The sequence below is a fragment of the Flavobacterium proteolyticum genome, from assembly GCF_015223105.1.
GTDB lineage: Bacteria > Bacteroidota > Bacteroidia > Flavobacteriales > Flavobacteriaceae > Flavobacterium > Flavobacterium proteolyticum.
The window spans coordinates 94,900-120,283 of record NZ_JADFTZ010000006.1 but is presented as its reverse complement, the minus strand read 5'-3'; the positions used below and the strand labels follow the sequence as shown (position 1 = coordinate 120,283).

Sequence of the window (25,384 nt, the reverse complement as noted above, 5' to 3'; positions counted from 1 at the left end):
TGTAACATTTTTTCCAATTCAAACTCTTATATTTAGATTTTGAAAACAATCCTTATGAAAAACAGTTTTTTAGTTATCCTAACGATATTAGGAATTCAACAAATTAATGCTCAATTTACACGTCGTGATTCACTTCAAGGTGGTTTACGTATCGAGAGAACTTCTTATGATGTAAAGCGCTATGATTTAAACATTACGGTAAATCCAGAACAAAAAAGCATCAAAGGCTTCAATGAAATCACTTTTGAAGTACTTGTTCCTACTCAAAAAATTCAATTGGATTTATTTGACAATATGAAAGTGGATTCGATTGTTTGGAATACTAAAAAATTAAAATACAATCGCGACAATGATGCTGTTTTTATAGATTTTCCTGAAAAATTAGCTTCAAAATCAAATCATAAATTAAAATTTTATTATTCAGGAAATCCTAGAATTGCCAGAAATGCCCCTTGGGATGGTGGTTTTGTATTTTCAAAAGACAAAGTAGGAAAAGACTTTATAGCCGTAGCAGTGCAAGGAACTGGTGCTAGTTTGTGGTATCCAGTAAAAGATTCTCAAACTGACGAACCTGATAATGGTGCTTCCATTAAAGTTGCTGTTCCTAATGGTTTAATGAATGTTTCAAACGGACGCTTTTTAGGTTCTCAAGATTTAAAAAATGGTTACACTCGTTGGGATTGGGAAGTTAAAAACCCAATTAACAATTACACTATAACTGTTAATATTGCTGATTATGTTCACATCCAAGATAAAATGCCCGATTTGGATTTAGATTATTATATTTTAAGAGAAAACGAAGCGAAAGCTCGTGAGCATTTTATGGAAGTAAAACCGATGATGGAATGTTTTCAGTCTAAATTTGGCCGTTATCCGTTTTGGGAAGATGGTTATAAATTAGTAGAAACGCCTTACTTAGGTATGGAACATCAAAGTGCGGTTGCTTATGGTAACAAGTACAAAAAAGGCTATATGGGTTTTGATTTATCTGGAACTGGTGTTGGGATGTTTTTTGATTATATTACAATTCACGAAACAGGTCACGAATGGTTTGGAAACAGTATCACCAGTATGGATATTGCCGATATGTGGATTCATGAAGGATTTACAACCTATTCTGAAACTGTTTTTATTGAATGTATTAAAGGATATGATGATGCCATGAAATACATTAACGGGCAAGCTAAAAATGTTAGAAATGATAGACCAATTATTGGTCAGTATGGAGTTAACAATGAAGGTTCAGGAGATATGTATTACAAAGGCTCGTTATTATTAAATACCTTAAGACACGTTATTGCCGATGATGAAAAATGGTGGAAAATGCTTTATAATTATTCAGAAACTTTCAAAAAGAAAATTATTACTTCAGACACTGTAATTGATTACTTTAACAAGGCTTCAGGTACAGATTTAACACCAATATTTAGACAATACTTATACACCAACCAAGTTCCTGTTTTTATTTATAAAATCAAAGGTGATTATCTATATTATTCATGGGATAATGTAAATGAAGACTTCAATATGCCTATTGATATTGGTTTTGAAGGGAAAAAAATTAGATTATTTCCAACAGCAAAAGAACAGAAAATCAAACTAAAAAAACTCAGCAAAAAGAGTTTTCAAATTTATGACAATCAGTTTTATGTTAAAATTAAAGAAGACAATTAGTCTTCTTTTTTTATTAATTTATGTTTTAATTAACGCATCAAAAAAACATAATATGTTAATTTTTAGTAAATTAGCCTAGTGTAATTTTAATCCTTTTCTTTATGGCTAGAATTAGAGAATTAAACAAATGGGCTAATGCAAACACATGTATTCCGATAGATATTCTTAGAGTTTCATTAGGTGTTTTTTTACTTTTAAAAGGTGTTTCTTTTATTGTAGACAAAAAATATTTACATGAAATTTTAAATTCAGTAGGAAGTTTCGGTAGCGAAATGTTACTAATTCATTATGTTGCAATGGCGCACATGGCAGGTGGAGTAATGATTATCATTGGCTTCTTGACTCGTTGGTCAATTTGGGTTCAGTTACCTATACTTTTAGGTGCTTTCGCAATAAACTTTATTGGTGTATTTAATCCGTCAGATTTTGTTCAATCATTAATAGCATTTGCTACTAGTGTATTTTTCATCTTCTTTGGCAGTGGAAAACATTCTGCAGATTATTATTTAAAAATGGAAGAATAACTACTTAAGGTTGTATAAAAATTTTAATATAGTACTTACATCATAACTTCATAATCCATTCATTTAAGTGTTATATTAGGCTTAATTTATACAACCTTTATTTTTTTCAATGTTTTATTTCGGTTTATTTTTTTTGTTTCTGTTTCTACAAATTCAGGAACAAATAAGATTTCTTTTGGTCTTTCAAATTTTTCTAAAGAATTAAAAATAGACGAATCAATGTCTCTTTTTTCACCTTCAAGAACTAGAACTACTTTTGAACCTAAAACAGCGTCAGGTTGACTAGTTATAAAAAATCTATTTTTAATTTTTGAAGCTAACTTTGTCTCTATTTGTTCAGGAAATAACTTAACTCCGCCACTATTAATCACATTATCGTAACGACCAATCCATTTGAATTGATTCTCATTTAGAATTTCAACAATATCATTAGTAATTACTTTTTCATCAGTAATACTTGGAACATCAATTACCAAACAATTTCTATCATCATCTGAAATGGAAACATGTTCTAAAACATTGAAATACGGATCTCCTATTTTTTTAGCAGCAATATGTGTTATGGTTTCGGTCATTCCATAAGTTTCATAAATATCTGATTTTATGTTCTTTAATTTTGAAGCTAAATCATCAGAAACTTTTGCTCCACCAATTATTATCTTTTTGAATTGATATAATTTATCTAAACTATTTTCCGCCTGAAGTGGAACAATAGCAACAAAGTCATAATTCTTATGAGGTAATAAATCATTTAAGTGCGAACTCGGAGCCATAATATCTAACTCTAAACCAAGGGTCATGGCACGAACAATCATCATTTTTCCAGCAATATATTTAGCAGGTAAACACAGTAGCGCTTTATCTTGAGGATGCAAACTGAAAAAATTTCCTGTTGCAATAGCAGAATAAACCATTGACTGCTTCTTGATTGTAATAACTTTAGGCGCTCCTGTAGTTCCAGAAGTAGTCAACTGAATTGTTTCTTTATCATCCAACCAATCCAATAAAAAAACACCTAAATCATTTTCATAATCTTTACCTTCTTTTATTAAAGTATAGGCTAATTGATAAAGAGCTTCTTTATCAAAATGAAAATTATTAATTTTAAATCTATTGTGTATACTTCTATAATTTGGAATCATCGAAATCAATTTCTTTGTTATTTTCTATTAATTTTCCTGTCAATTTTTCTTTCCAATTGTTCCAACCATAAACTTTGGAAAAAATTAAAAGTAAGATTGGAAATATTACAAAAACTGGAGTTAAAACATCGAAGCCAGCTGATGGTTCTGACAAATCTTTTAAAATAGAATTGGTTTGAAATGCCGTCCAATCTGCTGTTAGTAATAAAGCTCCAACCAAATTATTAGCCGCGTGAAATCCTAAAGCTAATTCAAGACCTTCGTCCATTAAAGTCATAATCCCTAAGAAAAAACCAGTTCCAATATAATATAACATAATGATATAACCTATTTTTTCAACTTCAGGATTAGCAATGTGCATTAAACCAAACAACACAGATGTAATAATTAAAGGAATTAATCTGCTATTTGTTGCTAAGCCAATTCCTTGCATCATATGACCTCTAAAAAGATACTCTTCAAAACTAGTTTGCATTGGAACTAAAACAACGGCTAACACAAGAAAAATAAAAAATTTCTCAGGATTAAAATTCCAAACAAAATTCTCAGGTTGGGTAAAATAAAGCGCTAAAATCATTAAAGTAGTAATGCTTCCCCATAGGAAGAAAGAGAAAAAAACGCGTTTCCAATCGATTTTTGTTCTTGAAGTAGTCAAACTAGTTATCGATTGTCCTTGAACGAATTTCACCCAAAACAAAACAATCAATAATCCAAAAGCTAATGGTCCTACAAGTGCTACAAAAGTTAAATTCACACCTATCATTTTGATAGTCTGTTGAATAACTTCATTAGTATCTACACCTTCAGACATAAGAAAATTGAAAAGCATCAATAAAATAAAACCCAAAGGAATTGGCAAATAAGAAAATAAGTTAACTTTTTTAAATTTTAATTGTTCGATATACATAACTTTTAAACGAATTAAGTTTGCTACTAAAGTACTATTTTTTATTTCTTTGTGAAAAAGAAAACATGATAACTATTTACCATAATCCAAGATGTACCAAATCGAGAGAAGGTTTGTGCGAAATCGAAAACTTAAATCAACCTTTTGAAATTAGAAAATACCTTGATGAACCTTTTACAGAAAAAGAACTAAAAGAAGTAATCAAAAAACTGAATATCAAACCTATAGAACTTGTTAGAACCAAAGAAAGTATTTGGATAGAAAACTATAAAGGGAAAGATCTAACAGATAATCAAATTATTGATGCACTATTAGAAAATCCAAAATTAATAGAACGTCCAATCATTGTAAATGGTAATAAAGCAGTTATTGCAAGACCAAAAGAAAAGATTAACGAAATCCTCTAGTAGTTTTAACAAAGATTTAGGAAAGTAAGGCTAAACCAAAAGTTACTTTTGCAGTCTTATTTGAAAAAATATATTTATGAACAAGAAAATTCTTATTGTTGCCTTAACATTACTCTTAAGTTTAACTGCTTTTGCACAGCGTCCTGAAGGAAAAAAAGTTACTGTTTCCGGAAAGGTCATTGAAAAAGGAACTAATCTTCCTTTAGAATATGCTACAATTGTATTCGAAAATAGTACAACCAAACAACTATCTGGTGGTATTACCGATGAAAACGGTATTTTTAAATTTGAAGTAACCGCTGGAAATTACAATGTTAGAGCTGAATTTATTTCTTTTAAAACGGTAACAATTCCGCAAAAAGTTTTTAATGCTGATTCCAACTTAGGCACAATTCAAATGGAAGCCGATGTAGCACAATTAAATGAAATTGAAGTTGTTGCAGAAAAATCTACAGTTGAAATTAAACTTGATAAAAGGGTTTACAACGTTGGGAAAGATATGATGGTTAAAGGTGGAACTGTTAGCGATGTATTAGACAATGTACCATCTGTAACTGTTGATGCTGAAGGAACTGTAGCTTTAAGAGGTAATGAAAATGTAAAAATATTAATTGACGGAAAACCTTCTGGTTTAGCTGGAATTAATATTGCAGATGCCTTAAAACTTTTACCAGCCGATGCTGTTGAAAAAGTAGAAGTGGTAACTAATCCATCAGCACGTTATGATGCCGAAGGTGGTGGCGGTATTATTAATATTGTTTTAAGAAAAGGAAAAGCTAATGGTGTAAATGGTTCTGTAATGGTAAATGCAGGTGATCCTGAAACTTATGGAACCAGCATTAATTTAAACAAGAAAAGTGATGATTATAATTTATTTTCTAACATAGGATATAATTATAGAAATAATCCAGGAAATTCTTTAGTTGACGCCGAATACTTTAATGCAGATGGTTCAACGAGTCGTTTTATTAAAGAAAGAAGAACAAATGAAAGATTAAGTGAAGGTTACAATGCTAACTTTGGTATCGATTTAAATTTATCAAAATCATTAACTTGGACCAATGCGTTAACATTTAGAGAAAATAACGGAAAAAATCCAGATAATGTTTTCTTTTACAATTTTGATGCTTCAAATAATCCAACCTTTGTAAGAAATCGTTTAAACGATCAAAAAAGTGATGAATTCAGTATTGAATACTCATCAAACTTTACTAAAAAATTCAAAAAAGACGACCATAAATTAACAGTTGATTTTGCTACATCTCAAAACAGAGAAAATGAATTTGCAACTATTTATGATCAAATTTTAGATGATCCTGCAACTTTAACAACTCAAGGAACATCAAACAAGAACAAACAACAAAGAAATTTGATTCAAACCGACTATGTTTTACCAATTGGTAAAAACGGTCGTTTTGAAGCAGGTTATAGAGGAAGTTTTCAAAAGAATTTAACTGATTTTGTGGTTACTCCTGTTTCCGACTTTTCTAACACATTAGAATATGTAGAAAATGTAAATGCACTTTATACTCAATACGGTTCTAAAATTAATAAATTCTCTTACTTCTTTGGTTTGCGCTTTGAAGACAGTCACATTGAAGTAAATTCATTATCATTAAATGATTACAACACTAAAAAATACAACAACTTATTCCCATCAGCTACTTTTAATTACGAATTTTCTGAATCGAGTTCAGTTAGTTTAAGTTATAGTAAAAGAATTAACCGTCCAAGAGGTCGTTTCTTGAATCCGGTATCTTCATTATCAAGTAATATTAATATTTTTCAAGGAAATCCAGATATAAATCCTTCTTTAACCGATGCTGTTGATTTAGGCTATCTAAAAAAATGGAAAAAGTTAACGTTTAACACTTCGGCTTATATCAATATCACAAATGATGCTTTTCAATTCATTAGAAAAGAATCAGGATTATTTGTTGAAGGCGTTCCTGTAATTTTAAGTACGCCTATTAACTTATCAAAAGAATACAGAACTGGTTTTGAATTTAATTTAAATTACACACCATATAAATGGTGGAGACTAAATGGTAACTTCAATGCATTCAGAAATGAAACTCAAGGTGACTATTCTTATGTAGATTATTTAGGAAATACTATTAATCAAAATTTTGATAATGTAGCTTTAACTTGGTTTGCAAGAATTTCATCAAAAATTACACTTCCTTACAAAATCGATTGGCAAACAAATGCAACTTACAATGCTCCACAATCAAATGCTCAAGGAAAATCACTAGGTGTTGCTTCAATGAATTTAGCGTTTAGTAAGGATGTTTTAAAAGACAAAGCAAGTATTTCATTAAATGTGAGCGATGTTTTCAATTCAAGAAAAAGAATCATGGAAACAAACATTCCAAACGTGGTAAACTCTTACAGCGAAATGCAATGGAGAGTAAGACAAGTTATGGTAACTTTTACATACCGTTTTAACAAACAGAAAAACGAAAAAGAAAGACAACCTAGAAGAGAAGATAATGGTGGTGAAGGAGATTTTATGGGAAGACCATAATTTCCAAAACCATTACAAATAAAAAAAGTCCCGATTAAATCGGGACTTTTTATTTTAAAAATTAAAAGAAATTTATCCTTCTAATTCAGCTTGTCTTTTAGCTCTTTTCTCTTTAATCAATTCCATGATAGCTCCGCCCAACCAATAGTGAACAAATCCTACTAAGAATATCATCAACCAAAAACCAATAGTTAATATGGTTAAGAAAAGTAAAAAACCTAGGTACTGTTGAAATTCAAACATAATATTTTCCGGAATTTATGAATTCTTGTCAAAGATAATAGGAATATTTATTTTTGACAATATAATTGCTATTATTTTTACCCTAAAACCACTTTTTGATTTTAAAATATATAAACATTACCGCAACAACTGCTAACATTATTCCCCAAATAATAAAATAGCCATACTCCCACTCTAACTCAGGTAAGTTTTTAAAGTTCTGACCATAAACCCCAACGATAAAAGTTAAAGGTAAAAAGAACATCGAAACCACCGTTAAAGTCTTCATAACCTGATTCATTTTATGGTTCTGAGCTGAGAAAAAATAATTTGATGTACTATCTAAAGTAATTAAATCAGAATCTATTTGTTCTAATAATTCTAAACATTTTTGGTGTAATCGTGAGAAAAACGTAAAATTTTCATGCTGAATATCATTGAAAACATTATCATCTTTAATGCTTTTGATAGAATACAAAGAATCGCGTAATGGAATAATCGAACGTTTTAAAAAATTGAAATTATCCCGATGTTTTTCAATCAATTCTAAAACTTCTGGATTCGTATTTTTCTTTGACAAATCAATTAAATCATCCACTTTATTTTCTTCACTTTCAATGGTAATATAAAAATTTTCAATTATCGCATCTAATAACAAATACAATAAATAGTCTGCTTTTTTTGTTCGTACGACTCCAGAATTTGTTCTAATTCGTTCTCTAATGTGTGTAAAAAAATCGCTTCTTTTTTCTTGAAAAGATAACAAAACATTATCCTTTAATAAAAAACTAATTTGCTCTACACTAATATTATCTGACTTTTTTTGAGGTAATAGCGATTTAACATTGAAAAATAAAATATTATGATATTCTTCAATTCTTGTTCGCTTTGTAGTATTTAAAATATCACTTATAATAAAATAATCTGCTTCAAACTTAGCTCCTACTTTTTCAATAAATGTATGATTATTTAAACCATGAATGTTAATCCAATTCACTTTTAAAGCATCAATATTAGTATCCAAATCGTGAGGTTCACATTGTTGAAATTCAATAACTTCATCAGTATCATACACAAACATTTGCATTTCTGTTGGTGTATCTTTATGAATCCCTGTATATTCTAACGTACTTGGATGAACTTTTCTTCCTTTTTTGTATTTAATTTTTCTCAAAACAAACAAATTTTATATAAAGATAGGAGTTTTTAAAAATGAGAAGTATTTTTACGAAAATTTATTTTCAATGCAAACGTTATTCATCAACATAAAAGAACTATTACAAATTAGAGAAGTTGAAATTGATAAAATTTCTGGAACCGATATGGCAATATTGCCTAAAATTGATAATGCTTATCTTTTAATTGAAAATAATATCATTTCCGATTTTGGTTCAATGGAATACTGTCCAAAACTTTCTGATGTTGAAATCATTGATGCAACTGGACAAGTTATTTTACCAACTTGGGTAGACAGTCACACACACATCGTCTATGCAGGAAACCGAATTCAAGAATTTGTAGATAGAATAAATGGATTATCATATGAAGAAATTGCGAATCGTGGCGGCGGAATTTTAAATTCGGCAAAAAAATTAAACGAAACTTCGGAAGATGAAATTTACGAACAATCGAAATTACGTTTAGAAGAAGTGATGCAACAAGGAACTGGCGCAGTTGAGATCAAATCGGGCTACGGATTAACGGTTGAAGGCGAATTGAAAATGTTGCGTGTTATCAAACGTTTAAAAGAAAATTATCCAATTGCAATCAAAGCAACGTTTCTAGGCGCACATGCTTTTCCAATGGAATACAAAGAAAATCATTCAGCTTACATCGATTTGATTATCGACGAAATGTTACCCAAAATTGCTTCCGAAAATTTAGCGGATTATATTGATGCTTTCCTTGAAACCGGCTATTTTTCAGTTGAAGAAACCATCAAAATCATGGAAGCCGGAAGAAAATACGGTTTAGAACCAAAAATTCACGTAAATCAATTCACCGCAATCGACGGAATTAAAGCTTGCGTTGAAAATGGTGCATTATCTGTTGATCATTTAGAAATTGTAACTGATGAAGATATTGAAGTATTGAAAAACAGCAAAACCATGCCAGTGGCTTTACCAAGTTGTTCCTATTTTATTAGTATTCCTTATACTCCAGCAAGAAAAATGATGAATGCAGGTTTACCATTAGCTTTGGCTACCGATTATAACCCTGGCACTACTCCATCAGGAAATATGAATTTTGTAGTGGCAACGGCTTGCATCAAAATGAAAATGACTCCAGAAGAAGCCATCAACGCAGCTACAATAAATGGTGCTTACGCGATGGGAATTTCAAAAACGCACGGAAGCATAACAAAAGGGAAAAAAGCAAATCTCATCATCACAAAACCAATCATGAGTTTTTACCAATTGCCTTATGCTTTTGGAACAAATTTAATTGATAAGGTAATGATAGAAGGTAAATTTATTTAATATGATTAAAACTCTTTTACTTGTTGGAATTGGAGGTGCCATGGGAAGTATTCTTAGATACTTAACTCATTGGTTAACTTCTAAATATTTTCAAAGTTCGTTTCCTTTAAGTACATTTTTAGTGAATATTTTAGGAAGTTTACTTATTGGATTATTCATAGGTTATTTAGGAAAATACTTTCCAGAAAATCATCCTTTGAAGTTTTTACTGATTATAGGTTTTTGTGGAGGATTTACCACTTTTTCGAGTTTTGCATTAGAAAACTACAATTTACTTCAGAATAACAACCAAATTACTGCTTACATCTATATTGCAACTTCCATTATATTAACTATTTCAGCAGTTGGTTTTGGAAGTTATTTATCAAAATATCTATAAAAAAAGTCCAATGAAATTACTCTCATTGGACTTTAAAATTTTATAAAACGATTATTTCAATTCGAAACTTGTTTTAGAAACTAATTCTGCATTTTTGTCAAATACATTTACAAAGTAAGTTCCTTTTGCAAAATCTTTACCTGAAACTTCTTCATTAACTTGAACTGTCTTATTTTCATATTTCACAGTAGAAACAAAACTATATGTTAATGTTTTATCTCCTGTTGGTATAGTTTTCTTTTCACCTAAAATATTATTTTTACTATCAATAATTTGAACATAATATTCTCTTGCACCAGTTTTAGCAATTTGGTTTTCAGCAATTAAGAAACTAACTTTTAACTTATCAGCTCTTCCTGCTTTATCTGTTTCAATTTGTTTTCCTGAACTTTTTTGTTTAACTGCTAAAACTTTTAAGTTTAAAACCGCTAGTTTAGAACCTTTTTCAACTGTCTTAGTTAAGCTTTCGTTCTGAGTTAATAAAGTATCATTGAATTTCTTTGCATCTGTTAAAACTACTTTTGTACTATCTAAACTAGATGTTAAAGCAACATTTTGCTCTTTCAATGTTTTATTTTCAGCTACTAAATTATCCATTTCTCTTTTTAAACGGAAGTATTCATTTTTGTATTTTGCCATAGCTGCAGCATCACCTTTCGATTTTTCAACTTGCTCTAACAAAGCTACCATTTTAGCCTGTTCTGCTTGTAATTCATCTTTTAATGCCGTGTTATCAGCAATCATTGTATCATATTCTGCAATTTTAGCTTTTAATTCTTCAGCTAAAGTATTTTTCTCTGTAGTTAATGAAGTTACAGTTTCTTTATTATCTGAAGTTAGTTTGAAAATATAACCTACACTTCCTAAGAAAAGTAAGGCTAAGACTACTACAGCAGCTTTTAATCCGGAATTATTTGATTTGTTTTCCATTTTTTGGTATTGTTGGGTTAATGTTAAGTTTTTCCAAAAATACAATTTTTAAAGTATTTTCTAAATTTTAAACGAATTTTATTTAAAAATAGTACTTTTGATTGCATTTATTAATTTTATGGAGAATATTACACTTTTAAGCCAAAACGAATTAGCCAAAATAACGAACCACAGAAGTGGCGAAATAAAATTTGGAGAAAAAATCATCACAGTCCCAAAAGACACTGATATTGTGGAATTTATAACCAACAACGAAGCTAAATTTGTACTTTTTGGAATACCAGAAGATATTGGAGTAAAAGCAAATTTAGGAAGAATTGGTGCCGCTTCGGCTTATGATAGTGCTTTACAAAGTTTGGCTAATATTCAACACAATAAATTTTGTAAAGGAAGTAATTTACTGGTTTTAGGTAAATTAAATGTAGATGAACTTCTAGTAAAAGCCCAAAATTTAGATGCAAACAACAAAGAACATAGAAAAGAACTCTTCAAATTAGTAGAACAATTAGATATTGAAGTTTCGCATATTGTACACCAAATTTGTAATGCTGGTAAAATTCCAATTATTGTGGGTGGTGGACATAATAATGCTTATGGAAATATAAAAGGTTTAGCCTTAGCCAAAGGAAAACCAGTAAATGCTATAAATTTTGACGCTCATACCGATTTTAGAATCTTGGAAGGAAGACATTCTGGAAATGGATTCAGTTATGCTTTTGAAGACGGCTTTTTAAAGAAATATTTCGTTTTTGGATTACATGAAAACTTCGTTTCAAAAAGTGTTTTCAATACGTTGAAAGAATTAACTTCAAGGGTAAAATTTGTTACTTATGAAGAAGTAGAAGTAAAACGGGAGAAAAACTTCGAAACTGAATTAGAAAACGCACTTAATTTTATAAAAAACGAACCTTTTGGAGTGGAATTAGATTTAGATGCCATTCCGAATATTCCTTCAAGTGCTATGACTTTAAGCGGCTTTAGTGTTGATAAAGCCCGACATTTTACTTACTTTTTTGGAAAACATCAGAACGCTTCTTATTTTCATATTTGTGAAGGAGCTCCAGCACTTGATGATTCTAAAAACAATCATTTAACAGGTAAATTAATTGCTTCGTTAATTACTGATTTCATGAAAGCCAAAATGGGATAAAACCTTTTTCCTCAAAATAACACTATCTTTGTACCCTTATCAAACTTATTTGATAGGAAAAATTACTATTTATGACATTTAACGAATTAAAATTATTTAACAATATACAACAAGCTTTAGAAGAAGAAGGCTACACTAACCCCACTCCTATTCAAGAGCAAGCGATTCCTGAAATATTAGCAGGACAAGATTTAGTTGCCTGTGCTCAAACTGGAACAGGAAAAACCGGTGCTTTTGCTATTCCAATTCTAAATTTAATTCACAGAATTGTAGGTTCGGCAAAAAAAACAAAACATATTAGAACTTTAGTAGTTACGCCAACTAGAGAGTTAGCCATACAAATTGACGAAAGTTTTAAAACGTATGGAAAATATACCAATGTAAAATCGTTAGTGATTTTTGGTGGTGTAAATCAGGTTCCACAAGTAAATGAATTAAAAATGGGTGTTGATGTACTAATCGCAACTCCTGGACGTTTTTTAGATTTACACAAACAAGGCTTTATCGATTTGAATCACATGCATCATTTGGTTTTAGATGAAGCGGATCAAATGTTGGATATGGGATTTATTAATGATGTTAAGAAAATCATCAAATTAACTCCTGAAAACCGTCAAACGTTATTGTTTTCTGCAACAATGCCTTTAGCTATTAGGGAATTAGCGGATACTTTTTTAACAAGACCAAAATACATTTCAGTTACACCAATATCGAGTACGGCTGAAAATGTATCGCAAAAAGTATATTTCGTAAACAAAGACGAGAAACGTTTACTTTTAAAACAGTTAATTATTCAAGAAAGTTTGAGCAATGCTTTAGTGTTTACCCGAACCAAACACGGCGCTGATAACATTGTAAAAGTGCTAAAAAAGGCACATATAAAAGCAGAAGCTATTCACGGAGACAAATCGCAAAATGCACGTCAACGTGTTCTAGAACAGTTTAAAAATAAAGAAATCGATATCTTAGTTGCTACCGATATTGCGGCAAGAGGAATTGATATTGAACAACTTCCATTTGTAATTAATTTTGACATTCCAAATATTTCTGAAACCTATGTGCACCGAATTGGTCGTACTGGTCGTGCTGGAAATTCAGGTTTAGCCATTTCATTTTGTGGAAAAGATGAAAAACCATATTGGCAGGATATTGAAAAATTAATCCGAATGAAAGTCAAAGTAATTACAGATCATCCATATGAATGGAAAGACGAAGTTAAAAATCCAGATGCAAAACCCGATTTAAGAAATAAAAATAAGATGAATCCCAATTCAAAATCAAGAAAATCGGATGCTTCTAAGAAAAACAAAAAACGTTGGTACTAAGCCAACGTTTTTTTTATTTATCTACTAATCGTTTAATGGTTTCAAACAGTTTATGACTTTCAAAAGGTTTTACGATTACTTCATCTATTTGCGCGTCTATAATTTTTTCTTCAATATCTTGTTTGTCGAATGCTGTAACAGCAATAATTGGAATGGTTATTCCCTTTTGTCGTATTAATTTTGAAGTTTCAAAACCATTAATGATAGGCATATTAATATCCATTAAAATGGCATCAAAATCAATTTTACTAACTAATTCTAGAGCCGCGTAACCATCATCTACAATTTCACACTTAAAATGATTGTTTTCAAGTAATTTTTTTGTGACTACTTGATTTATTTTATTGTCTTCAACCACCAAAATTTTGTATTCTCTTCTTACCGAAAGATCTACATCAAAATTATTAACAATAGATTTTGCTTTAGAAACATCAGAATCTAATGGCAAGGTGAATGTTATGGTTGTTCCTATTCCTTCTTCGCTTTCTAATTGAATGGTTCCGTTGAATAATTCGACTAATTTTTTAACTATTGTTAATCCTAATCCTGTTCCTTGATAATCGTCTTCTTTACGATATACTTGAACAAATTTTTCAAAAACTTTATTTTGATCTTCTTTGGCAATTCCTATTCCGTTATCGGTTACTTGGAACTTCAAATAACATTTTGTTCCAATTGTTTCTACCAAATTCGCTTTAACAACTACCTTTCCATTTTCGGTAAACTTAAGGGAATTGCTCATTAAATTGATAAAAATTTGAGACAATCGTATTTTATCTCCAACTAAAACTTCTGGGATTGAATTATCAACTTCAATGAAAATTTGGTTATTATTTTTAATGGCCAAAAAATGAAGCGAATCTTTTATAACCGTTAATTCGTCTTGAATATTGAAAACCATATCTTCTAAAACTACTTGGTTTTCTTCAATTTTATAAACTTTTAAAATATCATTTACTAATGACAGTAAATAGTTAGCAGAAAATTTTAAGGATTTTAAATGCGGGCTGTTTTTTAATTCTTTATGTTCATCTAAAATAATATCAGTAATTCCGACTACTCCATATAGAGGTGTTCTTAATTCGTGACTTATTGTAGATATAAACTGCGTTTTTAGTTGTGATGCTTCTTCTGCTTTTTCTTTAGCGATTAATAGTTCTCGATTTGCTTCTTTTAAATCAGAATTCGCTTTCGCTTTAAATTTATTATTTCGAATTAAGGAAAGTAATAAAAGCAACAATATGAAAAAGATAACACCTAAAAGAATTACAAAAACACGGTTAGCCTGTAATTTTTCTTGTTGAATTTCTTTTTCTTTTTTAATTTTATCAATCTCTCTATTAATCTCGTCGTGTTCTATTTGTAATCCACCTACCTTAACATCATTTAAACGTTCTTCATTGTAAATCTTATCTTGTAATTCATCGTGTTTTAAAAGATAGAAATGTGCTTTTTCGAAATTTTTAATTTTATAATAAAAGTTTGAAATATCATTATAAACATCACTTGCATTAGATTTAATTAACTCAACATCATTCTGCTCACAATAATGAACTGCTTTTAAATAATATTCTTCTGCTTTTTTGTTATTATTTAAACTATTGTAATATAAACCAAAATTTGAATTCAACGAGATTTTCGATTCGATATCTCCATTTTTATCGACATAGTCTTTGACATCATTGAAATACTGAATACCATTACTAAAATCTTCAACAGCAAAATAAGCACTTCCAATATTCAATTTTGAAAACATAATTTCATATTCGTCTTTATGCTGAATTGAATATTTTAACCCTTCTTTATAATGTTTAATTCCTTTTTGAAAATCGATTTTTCTATAACAATAAACATTACCTAAATTATTGTTTAACCAACCTTTAACTGTATCATTGTCTACTTTGTTAGCTAAAACAAGTCCTTTATTGTAATACTCAATTGCTTTTTTGTAATCTGAAAATTCTTCGAAATTTAATCCAATTAAATTGTATGCTTTGGAAGCCAATAAATCGTCATTGTTCTTTGTTGCAAGAATAAGTGCCTTTTGAGCAAAATCGAGAGATTTCTTAGAATCTAATTGCAGAAAACTTTGTCCTGCTTGTTTCAATAATTCCTTAGCTTCTTTTTTTGTTGAATTTGTTGACTGTGCAAATCCCAAAATGGAAGTCAAACAGAAAAATAAAACAAAATAAAAACGCGTGTAAGTTATCATGTAACTGCTTTAAATAGGATTGATTTTAAGAACTACTAAAATAAAAAAAAATCCTGACTAAATCAGGATTTTATAACAAATGTTTATCGTGTTAATTTTTTGTATTTAATACGAGTTGGCGTTACATCTTTTCCAAGGCGTTTACGCTTGTTTTCTTCGTATTCTGTGAAACTTCCTTCAAAACTATATACTTGAGAATCACCTTCAAAAGCTAAAATATGTGTACAAACTCTATCTAAAAACCATCTATCGTGGGAAATAATTACCGCACAACCAGCGAAATTTTCTAAACCTTCTTCTAAAGCTCGTAATGTATTAACATCTAAGTCATTCGTAGGCTCATCCAATAATAAAACGTTACCCTCTTCTTTTAAAGTCATAGCTAGGTGAAGTCTATTTCTTTCCCCACCTGATAAAGTAGCTACTTTTTTGTTTTGATCGCTTCCGCCAAAGTTAAAACGAGATAAATACGCTCTCGAATTTACTTGTCTTCCGCCCATCATGATTAATTCTTGACCATCGCAGAAGTTTTCCCAAATAGATTTATTCACATCAATATTAGAATGCGATTGATCTACATAAGCAATTTTAACCGTATCACCAATTGTGAATGAACCTGAATCTGGAGTTTCTTCTCCCATTATCATTCGGAAAATGGTCGATTTTCCAGCACCATTTGGACCGATAATTCCAACAATTCCCGCTTGTGGCAATACAAAATTTAAATCATCATATAATAATTTATCCCCGAATGCTTTTGAAACATGTTTAGCCTCTATGACATTAGTTCCTAAACGAGGTCCATTTGGAATGTAGATTTCTAATTTTTCGTCTAATTCTTTTTGGTCTTCGTTCAATAATTTATCATAGTTCTGTAAACGTGCCTTTTGCTTGGTTTGACGACCTTTTGCTCCTTGACGCACCCAATCCAACTCACGTTCTAATGTTTTTCTACGTTTTGAAGCCACTTTTTCTTCTTGCTCTAAACGTTTCGCTTTTTGGTCTAACCAAGAAGAATAATTTCCTTTCCATGGAATACCTTCTCCTCTATCTAATTCCAAAATCCAACCCGCAACGTTATCTAAGAAATATCTATCGTGCGTTACTGCGATAACTGTTCCAGCATACTGTTGTAAATGTTGTTCTAACCAAAGTACCGATTCCGCATCCAAATGGTTGGTTGGCTCATCTAATAACAATACATCAGGTTGTTGCAATAATAATCGACATAAAGCTACACGACGCTTTTCTCCACCTGATAAAACCGCAATTGGTGTATCTGCTTCTGGAGTACGAAGCGCATCCATTGCAATTTCTAATTTAGTATCGATTTCCCAAGCACCACAAGCATCTATTCTGTCTTGTAATTCTGCTTGACGATCCATTAGTTTTTGCATTTTATCGGCATCTTCATAAACTTCTGGCAAACCAAAATCGTCGTTGATTTTGTTGAATTCTTCCAATAAAGCAAAAATCTCCGCTGCTCCTTCACGAACTACTTCAATTACGGTTTTAGTTTCGTCTAATTTTGGCTCTTGTTCTAAATATCCTACAGTATATCCTGGTGCAAAAACAACATCTCCTTGATAGTTTTTATCTACTCCAGCGATAATCTTCAATAGCGAAGATTTTCCGGAACCATTTAAACCTAAAATACCAATTTTAGCTCCGTAAAAGAAACTCAAATAGATGTTTTTTAATACTTGTTTGTCACTTCCTTGGTAAGCTTTGCTTACTTTTTGCATGGAGAAAATGACTTTTTTATCGTCTGACATAAACTATATGTTTGATTTATGATTATTAAAATTTTGTACTTATTACTTTTTTACACTCTTCCTTTTAAGGCATTAAAAACCCAAGCAATAGCAAAGAAACCAACACCTACAGCTGAGAATCCCCAACCTGCTACATCGGCATATCTGTAAATTCCTAAGCCAATCAATAATAATCCCATTAAAATCATAATGAAAGTGGCCCAAGCTAAAATTGTATTTTTATTCATTCCCATAATCTAAATATTTTTATCTAAAGTTTTGTGAAATTTAGGACTGCGAAGGTACAAATTTTAAAACTTTTTATGCTTTGTATTAATTGAAAATTTTAATCAACATTTCCTTTAGTAAATCGTGTTGTGACATTGATGAAGCACCAACTCCTTTACTTTTTACATCGATGTCACGAAGAGCAGCAACTATTGCACTTACCTTTTTCATTGGATAATTTCGGAATGCTACTTCATAATCTTTTACAAAATAAGGGCTTACTTTTAAAACTTTAGCTGCATTAAACTGAGATTTGTCTTTTAATCCGTGATATTGCAATAATTGCGAAAAGAAACCAAATACCAATCCAGTAGTAACCACCAACGGGTTATCTTTTGGGTTTTGTGAGAAGTGATCTATGATTTTGTAGGCTTTCAATTGGTCTTTTTCACCAATGGCTTTTCGCAATTCGAAGTTGTTATAATCTTTACTAAAACCAATGTTTTCTTCAATGTCTTTTGGAGTAAACGTATGCCCTTTTGGTAAAATAATTTTTAGTTTTTCTAATTCGTTACTGATTTTGGATAAATCGGTTCCTAAAAATTCTACTAAAATAGCGGCTGCTTTAGGTTCAATGCTATAACCTTGTCCAGATAAAACGCGTTTAATCCAATCACCAACCTGATTTTCATACATTTTTTTACTTTCGTAAACTACTCCGACTTTGTCTAAAAGTTTCGTTACTTTTTTACGTTTATCTAAAGTTTTGTATTTGTAAGCAAAAACCAAAACCGTTGTAGGCTGCGGGTTTTCGGCATACGATTCTAACTTTTCAATATGACGTGATAATTCCTGAGCTTCTCTAACAACCACTACTTGACGATCTGCCATCATTGGATAACGTTTAGCATTTCCAACCACATCTTCCATTGTAACATCACGACCATATAAAATCGTTTGATTAAAATCGCGTTCGTGTTCTTGCAACACATTTTGCTCAATAAAATCAGTCAATTTATCAATATAATAGGGCTCTTCACCCATAAAAAAATAAATGGGTTTGATGTTTCCGGCTTTTATATCTTTTGTAATTTGAATTACTTCGTCCATAATTTAGTATTCAGTGGTCAGTAAATAGTTGGCAGTTTGTAATATTTAACTAATTTTGAACTATGCAAAAATTGAATTTTCCAACCTATTCCTTTCGGTTCAAAAATAGTGAAAATAAAGTGTCTATTTTTGATGAAATCAGAAAAAAATTTATTCTTCTTACTCCCGAAGAATGGGTGCGTCAACACGTAGTTCAATTTTTATTGCAAGATAAAAAGTATCCAAAATCGTATATCAACGTTGAAAAATTAATCAAAATTAACGAATTAAGTAAACGATATGATGGTGTTGTTTTTCAACCTAACGGAGAAATATTTTTACTTATCGAATGCAAAGCACCAGAAGTTCCGATTTCCCAACAAACATTTGATCAAATCGCTCGTTATAACTTAGTTTTGAAAGCGAAATATTTAATGGTGACCAATGGACTAAATCATTATTTTTGCCAAATGGATTTTGAGAATGAGAAATATGTTTTTTTAAGAGAACTTCCTGAATATAAATGATGGAAGCTGGATGATGGATGAATTTTTTCTTTAAAACTCCAAATAACCTGAAACTTGAAACCTGAAACAAAAAATCACTTGAAAAAAATAGCAGTAGTCATATTAAATTGGAACGGAGCCAAATTGTTAGAACAGTTTTTGCCTTCGGTGATTGCGTTTTCTAATGAAGCTACGATTTATGTAGCTGATAATGCTTCGACCGATACTTCTATTGAAGTGATTCAAAACCAATTTCCTTCGGTAAAAATCATTCAAAATACTGGGAATTTTGGATTTGCAAAAGGTTATAATGAAGCCTTGAAGTTTGTTGAAGAAGAATATTATGCCTTGGTAAATTCAGACATTGAAGTGACTGAAAATTGGCTTACTCCTATTTTAGAAATTTTTGAAAATCAACCCGAGACTGCCATCATACAACCTAAATTATTAGATTTCAAAAAGAAAACGCATTTTGAATATGCTGGTGGTGCTGGCGGTTTTATTGATAAATTTGGTTATCCATTTTGTCGTGGTAGAATTTTCGATACTGTTGAAGAAGACTTAAATCAATACGATGATGAAATCGAAATTTTTTGGGCAACCGGAGCTTGTTTCTTTATCCGAAAAGAAGTCTACCGAAAACTAAACGGTTTTGATGATGATTTCTTTGCCCATCAAGAAGAAATCGATTTGTGTTGGAGAGCTTTTAATTTGGGTTACAAAATAAAATATACTTCAAAATCAACTGTTTATCACGTTGGTGGTGCTACTTTAAACGAAGGAAATCCGAGAAAAACCTTTTTAAATTTCAGAAATTCATTGTTGATGTTAACCAAGAATTTGCCGAAAAATCAATTATTGCCAATCCTTTTTATGAGATTGTGTTTGGATGGACTTGCGGGAATTCAATTTATTTTGAAGGGAAAATTCAAACATTTTTTTGCAATTATTCAGGCTCATTTTTATTATTATCATCTTGCAAATCAGTTTTATAAAAAAAGAGGTGCAATTCAAAAATCAAATTATTACAAAATAAACAGCATCGTTTATCGTTACTTTATCAAGAATGGCAAGGTCTTTGCTGACCTTTTTTAACAATAGTTTAGGTTAATAAAAGCTATTTTTTAACAATTTCCATTTAATTTTGTAAAAAAATTTAAACGTATGAGAAGAGTAATGTTATTCGCCACAGTAGCTGCTATTTCATTAAGTTCTTGTGTTTCAAAAAAGAAATACACGGAATTAGAAGCTAAAAACAAAGAAATTCAAGATTTATTAAACACAGCAACCGTAAAACTAAATACGTGTTTGACTGAAAAAGAAGCCTTAGCGCAACAAGTTGATTTCTTGAAAAAGAACAATTCTGACTTAATTAACAATGTTGGAAATTTAACAACATTAACAACTAAAGGTGCAGAAAATCTGGAAAAATCTTTGGAAAGTTTAAAAGAAAAAGATTTAAAAATCACACGCTTACAAGATGCTTTAACTAAAAAAGATAGTGTTACTTTAGCTTTAGTAACAAGCTTAAAACGTGAAGTTGGAATCGACGATCCGGACATTAATATTAATGTTGAAAAAGGAGTTGTGATGATTTCGATTGCTGATAATTTATTATTCAAATCGGGAAGTTACGAAGTAAGTGATAAAGCAAAAGGTGTTTTAGCTAAAGTGGCTAAAGTAATCAACAGCAAACCTGATTTCGAGTGTTTAGTTGAAGGTCACACTGATAATGTGCCAATTAAAAATGCAGTTTTATTAGACAACTGGGATTTATCGGTAAAAAGAGCGACTTCAATCGTAAGAGTTTTACATAAAGATTTAGGTGTTAGTCCAAAACAATTAATTCCTGCAGGAAGAAGTTCTTATATTCCTTTAGTGGAAAACGATTCACCAGCAAATAGAGCTAAAAACAGAAGAACTCGCATTATAATTATGCCAAAGATTGACCAATTCTACGATATGTTAGAAAAGGAAATGAAAAACTTAAGTGGAAAATAATTCACCTTCAAAATATAAAAAAAACGCCTCAAGTGATTGAGGCGTTTTTTATTATAATATATCCAAACTTCCTTTTCCTTCACGAATTACTTCTGGTTCGTAACCTGTTAAATCTACAATGGTTGAAGCCACATTGTCTCCGTAGCCACCATCGATAACCAAATCAACTTTGTTATTCCATTTTTCGAAGATTAATTCGGGATCGGTTGAGTATTCAATTACCTCATCTTCATCGTGAATTGAGGTTGAAACTATTGGATTACCTAAAAGTTTTACAATTTCACGAGCAATATTGTTATCAGGAACACGAATACCAACGGTTTTCTTTTTTCTGAATTCTTTAGGTAAATCGTTATTTCCTGGTAAAATGAACGTGTAAGGTCCAGGTAAAGCGCGTTTTAAAATTTTAAATGTGGAAGTGTCAATTTGTTTCACATAATCGGAAAGATTACTCAAATCGGAACAAACAAAGGAAAAATTGGCTTTTTCTAACTTAATTCCTTTGATTTTAGCAATTTTTTCTAACGCACGAGAATTGGTAATATCACAACCTAAACCATAAACCGTATCGGTTGGATAAATGACTAAACCTCCGTTTTTTAAAACCTCAACCACTTTTTTAATTGCGGCTTCGCTTGGTTTGTCTTCGTATATTTTTATGATTTCTGACATCTTATTTTTGTTTCAAGTTAATTTTGTTTCAAGTTTCAAGTTAATCTAAAAAACTAAAACTTCTATCCTATCACTTCCAACTTCGCAAATCGTAACAACAACTTCTTTAATCCACCTACATCAAAACGAATTTCGGCTTTTTTGTCTGCTCCTACTCCTTCGATGTTTACGATTTGTCCTTTTCCAAAACGTTCGTGCATTACAATATTTCCAACGTTTAAATTAGCATCTACCACATTAGAACTTCCTGAATTACTTGAAACTGGTTTCAATCGTCTAATATTCGCGGTTGGACTTGGTTGGTCTTGTGTTAAATATTTTGGTGGCGTTCCTGCGGTTGGTTTAGCTAATCTTAATTTCGATTTATCAATATCGCCAAAAACATCAATATCCATAACCGGTTTGTAACGATAACCCGAATCTACTGGATTCAAATATTCTAAATATTCATCATTGATTTCTTCAATAAAACGCGAAGGTTCGCTATCTACTAATTTTCCCCAACGATAACGCGATTGCGCATACGTTAAATACGCTTGATGTTCGGCACGAGTTAAAGCAACGTAGAACAAACGACGTTCTTCTTCTAATTCGCTTCGGGTATTCAAACTCATGGCACTTGGAAATAAATCTTCTTCTAATCCCACAATAAACACATGTGGAAATTCCAATCCTTTTGCCAAGTGAATCGTCATAAGTGCTACCCTATCATCATCACCTGTATCTTTATCTAAATCGGTTGCTAATGCTACGTCTTCTAAAAATTCGGCTAACGCACCTCTGGCTCCATCGATTTCTTTTTGACCTTCGGTAAAATCTTTGATACCGTTTAGTAATTCTTCAATATTTTCAATTTTCGCAATTCCTTCTGGAGTTCCGTCTTTTTTGAGTTCTTGAACCAATCCTGTTTTCTTCGTAACATGATCAGTTAAGAAAAACGCATCTTGATTTTCGTTAATGACTTGAAAACTCTTAATCATCGTCACAAAATCATTCAATTTTGCTTTTGTTCCTGCGTTTAGTTTCAAATCAATTTTATCAATGTGTTCAATTACTTCAAAAATAGAACGCTTGTAATGATTGGCTGCAACCGTTAATTTTTCAACCGTTGTATCACCAATTCCTCTGGCTGGATAATTAATCACACGAACTAAAGCTTCTTCATCTTTTGGATTAATTACCAATCGCAAATACGCCAAAACGTCTTTGATTTCCTTACGTTGATAAAACGATAAACCACCATAAATTCGATACGGAATATCTCGTTTACGTAACGCATCTTCCATAGCACGAGATTGCGCATTGGTACGATACAATATTGCAAATTGTCCGTTTAACATTTGGTTTTGCATCTTCTGCTCGAAAATAGTTGCCGCTACAAAACGTCCTTCTTCCCCATCAGTTAAACTTCGGTGGACTTTTATTTTGGGTCCGTCATCGTTGGATGTCCAAACAATTTTATCTAACTTGGTTTTATTCTTATCGATTACGTTATTTGCTGCTTCAACAATGTTTTTCGATGAACGATAATTTTGTTCCAAACGATACATTTGTACGTTGTCGTAATCTTTCTGAAAATTTAAAATGTTGTTTATATTCGCACCACGGAAGGCATAAATACTCTGTGCATCATCTCCCACCACACAAATATTCTGAAATCTATCCGATAACGCACGAACTATCAAATACTGCGAGTGATTCGTATCTTGGTACTCATCTACTAAAATGTATCTAAATCTATCTTGATATTTTGCTAGTACATCTGGAAAACGATTTAATAATTCATTAGTTTTCAATAGTAAATCATCAAAATCCATCGCACCCGATTTAAAACAACGCTCCACATATTGTTGATAAATTTCCCCCATACGCGGTTTTTTACTCATCGCATCTGCTTCTTGTAATTCGGGATTATTGAAATAGGCTTTTACTGTAATTAAAGAGTTTTTATAAGATGATATTCTGCCTAAGATTTGCTTTGGTTTGTAAATATCTTTATCCAACTGCATTTCTTTGATGATTCCTCCTAAACAACGCAAAGAATCCTGAGAATCGTAAATCGTAAAGTTAGATGGATAACCTAATTTATCGGCTTCACTTCTTAAAATCTTAGCAAAAACCGAGTGAAAGGTTCCCATCCAAAGGTTTTTCGCTTCGTTATTTCCAACAATATCTGCAATACGTTTTTTCATTTCACGTGCGGCTTTGTTGGTAAACGTTAACGCCAAAATATTAAAAGCATCTACACCTTGACTCATTAAGTTAGCAATACGAACGGTTAACACACGTGTTTTACCAGAACCCGCTCCCGCAATTACAATCATGGGACCGTCTTTCTGCAATACAGGTGCTTGCTGTGCTTCGTTTAATTGGCTGATATATCGCTGCATTTCTTTCATAGGATTCGATAACTTTTAACTAATTTACAAAAATACACTTTGATTCGTGTTTTTACAAGTTTTTATTTTGTGCTTAAAGCGAGAGAAATATTTAAACACATAGACACAATAGTTTTGCTTTGTTTTGATTTTAGTCCGAAGCTTCGGACGTTTCACTTATCATAGATAACATAGAAAAATGGAATAACTCATTTTAGAATATGAGATTTGATTTTTACAATTTTAGACATTTCTCAAATCTGTGTTCCTAAACTTATTTGAATTTTAATAATTTTAATCTTAATTTGCGACATATTTAAAACTATTAAAAATGACAATCGAAGATAAATTATTAGAAATTGCTGCTTATACCCTACCTGCTTTGATTACGGGTGGTGTAGCTTTTGTAATGATGCAAAAATTTTATAACAGCGAAGAAAGTAAACGCAAATTTGAGTTATTAAGAGAAAATCAAAAACAAGCGTTACCGATTCGTTTGCAAGCGTATGAGCGAATGGTTTTATTGTTGGAAAGGATTAACCCAACACAATTGTTACTTCGTGTAGCACCAATTAGCAAAAGTAAAGATGATTATGCAACCTTATTATCGCACCATATTCAAACTGAATTTGAGCATAATTTAACGCAACAAATTTATTTAACCGCAGAAACTTGGGATATCATATTGAAAGCTAAAAACAGTACGGTGCAAATGATTCGAAAAAATGCACTTAGAGAAGATGTTGCTGATGCCGATAAACTAAGAGAAGCCATTATGTTAGAACTAACAGAAACCGAAGCGCCAAGTAATATTGCAATTAGCTATTTGAAAGAAGAATTGAAAAGAGTATTTTAAATACAAATCCCGAGCATCAAC

23 protein-coding genes are annotated in these 25,384 nt (G+C 31.0%); 12 read left to right on the top strand and 11 right to left on the bottom strand.

All coding sequences use genetic code 11. From position 1 onward, the window contains the following. The first annotated feature begins 54 nt into the window (after positions 1 to 54). Both IM755_RS11605 and IM755_RS11600 read left to right on the top strand, forming a co-directional pair. Complete coding sequence (locus IM755_RS11605; RefSeq protein ID WP_194097023.1) at positions 55 to 1,674, top strand: M1 family metallopeptidase; 1,620 nt, start codon at positions 55 to 57, stop codon at positions 1,672 to 1,674. 101 nt (positions 1,675 to 1,775) lie between these two features. Then, positions 1,776 to 2,198: a DoxX family protein gene (locus tag IM755_RS11600; protein ID WP_026725744.1), complete on the top strand. Its 423-nt coding sequence runs from the start codon at positions 1,776 to 1,778 to the stop codon at positions 2,196 to 2,198. 86 nt (positions 2,199 to 2,284) lie between these two features. Here IM755_RS11600 and IM755_RS11595 read toward each other — a convergent pair whose 3' ends face one another. Then, on the bottom strand, positions 2,285 to 3,340 hold the full coding sequence (locus IM755_RS11595; protein WP_194097021.1) for an AMP-binding protein: 1,056 nt from the start codon (positions 3,338 to 3,340) through the stop codon (positions 2,285 to 2,287). Further along, a complete protein-coding gene (locus IM755_RS11590; protein WP_194097020.1) occupies positions 3,324 to 4,247 on the bottom strand; it encodes a CPBP family intramembrane glutamic endopeptidase in 924 nt (307 codons plus the stop codon). The genes IM755_RS11595 and IM755_RS11590 overlap by 17 nt, the downstream gene beginning before the upstream one ends. A gap of 65 nt (positions 4,248 to 4,312) precedes the next feature. Here IM755_RS11590 and arsC point away from each other — a divergent pair, with 65 nt between their 5' ends. Then, positions 4,313 to 4,654 carry an arsenate reductase (glutaredoxin) gene (arsC, locus tag IM755_RS11585; RefSeq protein WP_194097017.1) on the top strand — a complete coding sequence of 114 codons (342 nt, stop codon included), beginning with the start codon at positions 4,313 to 4,315 and terminating at the stop codon, positions 4,652 to 4,654. Between the two features lie 76 nt (positions 4,655 to 4,730). Continuing rightward, entirely contained in the window at positions 4,731 to 7,181 is a 2,451-nt protein-coding gene (locus IM755_RS11580; RefSeq protein WP_194097016.1) for a TonB-dependent receptor domain-containing protein, read from the top strand. Positions 7,182 to 7,253: 72 nt separating this feature from the next. On the opposite strand, the gene IM755_RS11575 is transcribed toward IM755_RS11580, so the two are convergent. Together IM755_RS11575 and corA are read right to left on the bottom strand one after the other, a co-directional pair. After that, positions 7,254 to 7,424, bottom strand: coding sequence for a hypothetical protein (locus IM755_RS11575; RefSeq protein WP_008258162.1), 171 nt, complete (start codon positions 7,422 to 7,424; stop codon positions 7,254 to 7,256). Positions 7,425 to 7,506: 82 nt separating this feature from the next. Next, on the bottom strand, positions 7,507 to 8,577 hold the full coding sequence (gene corA / locus IM755_RS11570; RefSeq protein WP_194097013.1) for a magnesium/cobalt transporter CorA: 1,071 nt from the start codon (positions 8,575 to 8,577) through the stop codon (positions 7,507 to 7,509). 70 nt (positions 8,578 to 8,647) lie between these two features. Here corA and hutI point away from each other — a divergent pair, with 70 nt between their 5' ends. Further along, positions 8,648 to 9,883, top strand: a complete 1,236-nt coding sequence (gene hutI, locus IM755_RS11565) for an imidazolonepropionase (protein WP_194097011.1) — start codon at positions 8,648 to 8,650, stop codon at positions 9,881 to 9,883. Position 9,884: 1 nt separating this feature from the next. After that, positions 9,885 to 10,262 (top strand): fluoride efflux transporter CrcB, encoded by a 378-nt coding sequence (gene crcB / locus IM755_RS11560; protein ID WP_194097009.1) that lies wholly within the window; start codon positions 9,885 to 9,887, stop codon positions 10,260 to 10,262. A gap of 51 nt (positions 10,263 to 10,313) precedes the next feature. Here the strand turns inward: crcB and IM755_RS11555 are convergent, their stop codons facing one another. Next, positions 10,314 to 11,192 carry a coiled-coil domain-containing protein gene (locus IM755_RS11555; RefSeq protein ID WP_194097007.1) on the bottom strand — a complete coding sequence of 293 codons (879 nt, stop codon included), beginning with the start codon at positions 11,190 to 11,192 and terminating at the stop codon, positions 10,314 to 10,316. 118 nt (positions 11,193 to 11,310) lie between these two features. On the opposite strand from IM755_RS11555, the gene IM755_RS11550 reads away from it, so the two are divergent. Both IM755_RS11550 and IM755_RS11545 read left to right on the top strand, forming a co-directional pair. Continuing rightward, positions 11,311 to 12,342: a formimidoylglutamase gene (locus IM755_RS11550; RefSeq protein WP_194097005.1), complete on the top strand. Its 1,032-nt coding sequence runs from the start codon at positions 11,311 to 11,313 to the stop codon at positions 12,340 to 12,342. Positions 12,343 to 12,413: 71 nt separating this feature from the next. After that, complete coding sequence (locus tag IM755_RS11545) at positions 12,414 to 13,667, top strand: DEAD/DEAH box helicase (RefSeq protein ID WP_194097002.1); 1,254 nt, start codon at positions 12,414 to 12,416, stop codon at positions 13,665 to 13,667. Between the two features lie 13 nt (positions 13,668 to 13,680). Here IM755_RS11545 and IM755_RS11540 read toward each other — a convergent pair whose 3' ends face one another. From IM755_RS11540 to holA, 4 genes are all read right to left on the bottom strand, one after another. Continuing rightward, complete coding sequence (locus IM755_RS11540; RefSeq protein WP_194097000.1) at positions 13,681 to 15,879, bottom strand: ATP-binding response regulator; 2,199 nt, start codon at positions 15,877 to 15,879, stop codon at positions 13,681 to 13,683. Positions 15,880 to 15,962: 83 nt separating this feature from the next. After that, positions 15,963 to 17,654 (bottom strand): energy-dependent translational throttle protein EttA, encoded by a 1,692-nt coding sequence (gene ettA, locus IM755_RS11535; protein ID WP_194096998.1) that lies wholly within the window; start codon positions 17,652 to 17,654, stop codon positions 15,963 to 15,965. 50 nt (positions 17,655 to 17,704) lie between these two features. Continuing rightward, complete coding sequence (locus IM755_RS11530; RefSeq protein WP_026725732.1) at positions 17,705 to 17,887, bottom strand: CAL67264 family membrane protein; 183 nt, start codon at positions 17,885 to 17,887, stop codon at positions 17,705 to 17,707. A 79-nt stretch (positions 17,888 to 17,966) separates the two neighbouring features. Further along, complete coding sequence (gene holA / locus IM755_RS11525) at positions 17,967 to 18,971, bottom strand: DNA polymerase III subunit delta (protein WP_194096996.1); 1,005 nt, start codon at positions 18,969 to 18,971, stop codon at positions 17,967 to 17,969. A 62-nt stretch (positions 18,972 to 19,033) separates the two neighbouring features. On the opposite strand from holA, the gene IM755_RS11520 reads away from it, so the two are divergent. From IM755_RS11520 to IM755_RS11510, 3 genes are all read left to right on the top strand, one after another. After that, positions 19,034 to 19,477: a type I restriction enzyme HsdR N-terminal domain-containing protein gene (locus tag IM755_RS11520; RefSeq protein WP_194096994.1), complete on the top strand. Its 444-nt coding sequence runs from the start codon at positions 19,034 to 19,036 to the stop codon at positions 19,475 to 19,477. Between the two features lie 78 nt (positions 19,478 to 19,555). Further along, complete coding sequence (locus IM755_RS11515; RefSeq protein ID WP_194096992.1) at positions 19,556 to 20,551, top strand: glycosyltransferase family 2 protein; 996 nt, start codon at positions 19,556 to 19,558, stop codon at positions 20,549 to 20,551. Positions 20,552 to 20,620: 69 nt separating this feature from the next. After that, complete coding sequence (locus IM755_RS11510; protein ID WP_194096990.1) at positions 20,621 to 21,457, top strand: OmpA/MotB family protein; 837 nt, start codon at positions 20,621 to 20,623, stop codon at positions 21,455 to 21,457. A gap of 51 nt (positions 21,458 to 21,508) precedes the next feature. Here IM755_RS11510 and IM755_RS11505 read toward each other — a convergent pair whose 3' ends face one another. Then, complete coding sequence (locus tag IM755_RS11505) at positions 21,509 to 22,129, bottom strand: L-threonylcarbamoyladenylate synthase (RefSeq protein WP_194096988.1); 621 nt, start codon at positions 22,127 to 22,129, stop codon at positions 21,509 to 21,511. A 62-nt stretch (positions 22,130 to 22,191) separates the two neighbouring features. Continuing rightward, positions 22,192 to 24,519 (bottom strand): ATP-dependent helicase, encoded by a 2,328-nt coding sequence (locus IM755_RS11500; protein ID WP_194097096.1) that lies wholly within the window; start codon positions 24,517 to 24,519, stop codon positions 22,192 to 22,194. 319 nt (positions 24,520 to 24,838) lie between these two features. Here IM755_RS11500 and IM755_RS11495 point away from each other — a divergent pair, with 319 nt between their 5' ends. Further along, positions 24,839 to 25,363 carry a DUF7935 family protein gene (locus IM755_RS11495; protein WP_194096986.1) on the top strand — a complete coding sequence of 175 codons (525 nt, stop codon included), beginning with the start codon at positions 24,839 to 24,841 and terminating at the stop codon, positions 25,361 to 25,363. The last annotated feature ends 21 nt before the right edge of the window (positions 25,364 to 25,384 follow it).

Coding starts and splice junctions, on each gene's coding strand:
- IM755_RS11555 (WP_194097007.1), bottom strand. CDS start 11,192: ATGGAAAACAAATCAAATAATTCCGGATTAAAAGCTGCTGTAGTAGTC.
- IM755_RS11550 (WP_194097005.1), top strand. CDS start 11,311: ATGGAGAATATTACACTTTTAAGCCAAAACGAATTAGCCAAAATAACG.
- IM755_RS11600 (WP_026725744.1), top strand. CDS start 1,776: ATGGCTAGAATTAGAGAATTAAACAAATGGGCTAATGCAAACACATGT.
- ettA (WP_194096998.1), bottom strand. CDS start 17,654: ATGTCAGACGATAAAAAAGTCATTTTCTCCATGCAAAAAGTAAGCAAA.
- IM755_RS11545 (WP_194097002.1), top strand. CDS start 12,414: ATGACATTTAACGAATTAAAATTATTTAACAATATACAACAAGCTTTA.
- holA (WP_194096996.1), bottom strand. CDS start 18,971: ATGGACGAAGTAATTCAAATTACAAAAGATATAAAAGCCGGAAACATC.
- IM755_RS11595 (WP_194097021.1), bottom strand. CDS start 3,340: ATGATTCCAAATTATAGAAGTATACACAATAGATTTAAAATTAATAAT.
- hutI (WP_194097011.1), top strand. CDS start 8,648: ATGCAAACGTTATTCATCAACATAAAAGAACTATTACAAATTAGAGAA.
- IM755_RS11500 (WP_194097096.1), bottom strand. CDS start 24,519: ATGCAGCGATATATCAGCCAATTAAACGAAGCACAGCAAGCACCTGTA.
- IM755_RS11530 (WP_026725732.1), bottom strand. CDS start 17,887: ATGGGAATGAATAAAAATACAATTTTAGCTTGGGCCACTTTCATTATG.
- arsC (WP_194097017.1), top strand. CDS start 4,313: ATGATAACTATTTACCATAATCCAAGATGTACCAAATCGAGAGAAGGT.
- IM755_RS11505 (WP_194096988.1), bottom strand. CDS start 22,129: ATGTCAGAAATCATAAAAATATACGAAGACAAACCAAGCGAAGCCGCA.
- IM755_RS11575 (WP_008258162.1), bottom strand. CDS start 7,424: ATGTTTGAATTTCAACAGTACCTAGGTTTTTTACTTTTCTTAACCATA.
- IM755_RS11580 (WP_194097016.1), top strand. CDS start 4,731: ATGAACAAGAAAATTCTTATTGTTGCCTTAACATTACTCTTAAGTTTA.
- IM755_RS11605 (WP_194097023.1), top strand. CDS start 55: ATGAAAAACAGTTTTTTAGTTATCCTAACGATATTAGGAATTCAACAA.
- crcB (WP_194097009.1), top strand. CDS start 9,885: ATGATTAAAACTCTTTTACTTGTTGGAATTGGAGGTGCCATGGGAAGT.
- IM755_RS11540 (WP_194097000.1), bottom strand. CDS start 15,879: ATGATAACTTACACGCGTTTTTATTTTGTTTTATTTTTCTGTTTGACT.
- IM755_RS11520 (WP_194096994.1), top strand. CDS start 19,034: ATGCAAAAATTGAATTTTCCAACCTATTCCTTTCGGTTCAAAAATAGT.
- IM755_RS11495 (WP_194096986.1), top strand. CDS start 24,839: ATGACAATCGAAGATAAATTATTAGAAATTGCTGCTTATACCCTACCT.
- IM755_RS11510 (WP_194096990.1), top strand. CDS start 20,621: ATGAGAAGAGTAATGTTATTCGCCACAGTAGCTGCTATTTCATTAAGT.
- IM755_RS11590 (WP_194097020.1), bottom strand. CDS start 4,247: ATGTATATCGAACAATTAAAATTTAAAAAAGTTAACTTATTTTCTTAT.